General features: G+C 63.9%; 5 protein-coding genes and 2 pseudogenes. All 7 read right to left on the bottom strand.

What is annotated here, in order from left to right; translation table 11 throughout:
• A pseudogene (locus VZ95_RS14040) lies at positions 1 to 319 on the bottom strand (ornithine cyclodeaminase family protein); the annotation flags it as partial.
• On the bottom strand, positions 316 to 618 hold the full coding sequence (locus VZ95_RS14045) for a lipopolysaccharide assembly protein LapA domain-containing protein (RefSeq protein ID WP_052711774.1): 303 nt from the start codon (positions 616 to 618) through the stop codon (positions 316 to 318). The gene VZ95_RS14045 and the pseudogene VZ95_RS14040, both read right to left, overlap by 4 nt.
• Positions 619 to 651: 33 nt before the next feature.
• Positions 652 to 972, bottom strand: a complete 321-nt coding sequence (gene ihfB, locus VZ95_RS14050) for an integration host factor subunit beta (protein WP_045776412.1) — start codon at positions 970 to 972, stop codon at positions 652 to 654.
• 106 nt (positions 973 to 1,078) lie between these two features.
• Positions 1,079 to 1,660, bottom strand: a complete 582-nt coding sequence (locus VZ95_RS14055; protein WP_045776413.1) for a DNA-3-methyladenine glycosylase I — start codon at positions 1,658 to 1,660, stop codon at positions 1,079 to 1,081.
• A gap of 294 nt (positions 1,661 to 1,954) precedes the next feature.
• Complete coding sequence (locus tag VZ95_RS14060) at positions 1,955 to 2,362, bottom strand: EVE domain-containing protein (RefSeq protein WP_045776414.1); 408 nt, start codon at positions 2,360 to 2,362, stop codon at positions 1,955 to 1,957.
• A 15-nt stretch (positions 2,363 to 2,377) separates the two neighbouring features.
• Complete coding sequence (locus VZ95_RS14065; protein ID WP_045776415.1) at positions 2,378 to 3,394, bottom strand: NAD(P)H-dependent glycerol-3-phosphate dehydrogenase; 1,017 nt, start codon at positions 3,392 to 3,394, stop codon at positions 2,378 to 2,380.
• Positions 3,394 to 3,711: pseudogene (locus VZ95_RS14070) on the bottom strand (hypothetical protein); the annotation flags it as partial. The gene VZ95_RS14065 and the pseudogene VZ95_RS14070, both read right to left, overlap by 1 nt.

A 3,711-nucleotide genomic window follows, 5' to 3' on the forward strand; every position in this document is an offset into this window, starting at 1 on the left:
TCGGCCCGTCGAGCAGGGCGACGGGAACGCCGGTTTCGCCCGAGAGCAGCAGATAGACGCCCATGATCGAGGGCAGGCCGACGCGGCCATTGCCGGGGAAAACCGTCACCGATTTCAAGCCGACATGCTTGCCGGTGCGCCACGCGGGCATCAGTAGCAAGGTTGCATCGGGGGCACCGGGCACCGGAACCGTATGATGGTGGCGGACGGGCACGACCATAGCGGGGTCGGCAAAGGCCTGCGCCAAACGGTCCACGAGGGCGGGAAAGCTCAGGCGGGCGCGGACGGCGTCGGCATCGAACCAGCGGGGGGCAGTCATATCAGGGGAGTCTCGGTCGGTTTTTGGGCCAGCGCCTGTTCCAGCTTCTGAAGCTTGGCGCGGGCGCTGAGAAGGGCTCGGCGCGTCAGCAGCAGCGGCAGCCACGTCAGCAGCGCGCCCAGCAGGCAGCCGAGCGCCAGCGTTCCTAAGGCCAGCCCGTAGAGCGGCACCTCGACGGCCAGCGCAAACGGCCAGAAATCAACCGTGACCGGACCGCGATTGGCAACCGCGAACACCACCACCGCCAGCGTGACCGGCAGAGTGATGAGCAGCGACAGCAGCCGAATCAGGCGCGGCATCGGTTTGCCCGCGCACCCGATTCGGCGGCGGCGCTAAACGTCATCATCGTCGTCATCGTCTTCGGGCGTATCGACGCCGCCATTTAACCTGTCGCGCAATTGTTTGCCGGTTTTGAAGAAGGGGACGTATTTTTCCGCCACCTCCACCGCCGTCCCGGTGCGCGGGTTGCGCCCGATGCGCGCATCGCGCCGCTTTACGGAGAACGCGCCGAAACCGCGCAGTTCTACCCGATGCCCGGCGGCGAGCGCTTCGGTAATTTCGTCGAAGATCGTCGAGACAATCCGTTCCACATCCCGTTGATAGAGATGGGGGTTGAGGGCTGCCAGCCGTAGGATTAATTCTGATTTTGTCACCCGGGTGTCTCCCTTTGCGCCCGCGCCCACGCTGCGACCCTACCGTGCCCGGCTACCGCCCCTCCGTCAAGGGGCAAGTCCTTTGGTTTATTGAGCTTTTTATGTTTTACCGCCGAATCGGCCAGGGCGGCAGGCTGCTATCGTGCGCGGGCAGGCTATCGAGCCGGGCGTAGAGGCTTTGGCCGACGGGGCAAAGGATATCGTGCGCACCCGGTAAAATGGAAAGCCCCACCAAAAATTCATTCACAATCTCGCCGCCGGTGAAGCGGAAATGCTTTTTGAAGAGCTTCACCCAGGCGGCGCGATCCTTGGGGCCGTCGGGGGCCGAGGCCCAGCGCCCCAGCCAGGCCGCAAAGCCGCCTTCGGCCCGAAAGGCTTGAACTTGCTGGGCATTGTGAACATAGGCTTCGAGCTTCAGGCGATTGCGGATGACGCGCGGGTCTTGCATGAGCCGGGCGATATCCTCCGGTCCATAGGCGGCAATCGTATCGATGTGATAGGCGTAGAGCGCTTCGCGCATGCTGCTGCGGCGTTTTAGCGCGGTTTCCCACGATAGGCCCGCGTGGGCGATTTCGAGGCAGAGGCGCTCGAACAGGCTTTCTTCATCGGTCACGGGTAGGCCGTGATCGGCGTCGTGAAACGGGCCGTGGACCGGATGATCTTTAGAAATCGCGCAATAGCTACTCATGCCCCGCTCCCCAACAAGCGGAGCCGGGGATGCGTGTTACGCCGCGCGCCGCGTTTGACGTTCTTTGTGCCAATTGCGGAAACGGCGGCTGTCGCTGACATGGCGCGCCCGCGCCCGGACCCGTCCGACCATCCCGATAATCGTTTGCAGCTTCTGCATGATCTGACCCTCACCGTCTCCGGGCGGGCTTCGGCGAAACCCGCTGCATGACAATAGCGAGGCATGCTTATCACTGACTCATGACAAAGGAATGACGGCAGTGCAGCAGAATGCTTACAGTCGCGCAGCACGGGCCTAGAGGCCGCCCATCTTACAGAGCAAGGCCCAGGCCTCCTCCGGCACCGGGCTAACCGAGAGGCGCGATTGCCGTACCAGGGGTAACTCCGCCAGCGCCGGTTCGGCCTTGATCGCGGCCAGGGTCACGGGGATGGGAATGCTGCGGCGGGGGGCGACATCGACCATGCCGAATTTTCCGGCGGGATCGGACGGATCGGGATAATATTCCTTCACGATTTCAACGATGCCGACAATCGCCAGCCCCTCGTTGGAATGGTAGAAGAAGCATTCATCGCCAAGTCGCATGGCTTTCAGATTATTGCTGGCCTGATAGTTGCGGACGCCATCCCAATGGGTTCGGCCATCGGCCTGCATCTTTTCCCAGGAATATTTGAACGGCTCGGACTTCATCAACCAATGGGCCATGCTGCACCTTGAAAATTAGATTTCGCGCTTCAGCGGGCGGGCGAGGAGTTTGGCGATCACATCTTCCACCCCGGCGTGCCCGGCCAGAATCGAATCCACGGCGGCGACAATAGGCATCTCGACGCCCGCCTTCAAGCCGATGCGGTGCAGGGCGGCGGCGGCATAGACGCCTTCGGCGACGCTGCGGCGCTGAGCCAGAATATCGGGCAGCTTCATACCCTCGCCCAGCGCAATCCCCAGGGTGTAATTACGCGATTGCAGACCGTTGCAGGTCAGCACGATATCGCCGAGCCCCGACAGGCCAACGAGGGTTTCCGTCTGAATACCGAGCGGTTTGGCGAGGCGCATCAATTCCGCCATACCGCGCGTAATCAGCGCGGCGCGGGCATTGTCGCCGAGGTGGCGACCCTGGGCGATACCGCAGGCAATCGCCAGCACATTCTTGAACGCCCCGCAGATTTCCACCCCGAGCGGATCGGAGGAGGCATAGGGCCGGAAGCTGGAGGAGCCGATTTGTTCGGCCAGCTTTTCCGCCAGCGCCACATTCTGCGCCGCAATCACGGCGGCGGCGGGCAACCCGACGGCGACTTCCTTAGCGAAATTCGGCCCCGACAGCACCGCGACCGGATGCGCCGGGATCAAATCTTTCACGAGGGCCGACAGCGGTTGGTCGGACTCGGCATCGAGCCCTTTGGCCGCCACCACCAGCGGCACCGCCCGGTGCGGATCGAGAAAGGGCGAGAGGTGCAGGCAGGCCGAGCGTAAGCCCTGGGACGGCGTGACCAGCAATATCGCGTGCCGGGCTTCGGCGATTTCCGACAGGCGGTCGGTGAAGGAAATTCCCTCCAGCAGCGGAATGCCGGGCAGATAGCGCGTATTCTCGCGGCGGCTGTTCAGAATACGGACCAGGGTGGCGTCGCGCCCCCACAGCAGCACCGAGCGCCCAGCGCGGGCGAGGGTTTGCGCTAAAGCGGTGCCCCAGGCCCCCGCCCCGACAATGCCGAATTCCGGCGGTATTGGTTCTTGATCCATCAAGCGGCCTCATCTAGCGGCCAGCGCGGGCGGCAGGGGGAGTCGAGCCCGTGGGACTCGCCCCGGCGCAACCGCTCCAGCCCAGCCCAGGCGATCATTGCGCCATTATCGGTGCAGAGCTTCAGCGGCGGCGCAACAAGCGTTAATCCGCGCTCCGCGACGACGGACTGAAGCCGCACGCGCAGGGCCTTATTGGCGGCAACCCCGCCCGCAATCACCACATGGCGGCCCTCGGGATGGGCGCTACAGAAGGCGGTTAGGGCGTTTTCAGCCGGTCGGCCAGCACGTCGCGACGGCGGCCTGAAAGCTGGCGGCAA

It is taken from the genome of Elstera litoralis, assembly GCF_000963705.1.
Classification (GTDB): Bacteria; Pseudomonadota; Alphaproteobacteria; order Elsterales; family Elsteraceae; genus Elstera; species Elstera litoralis.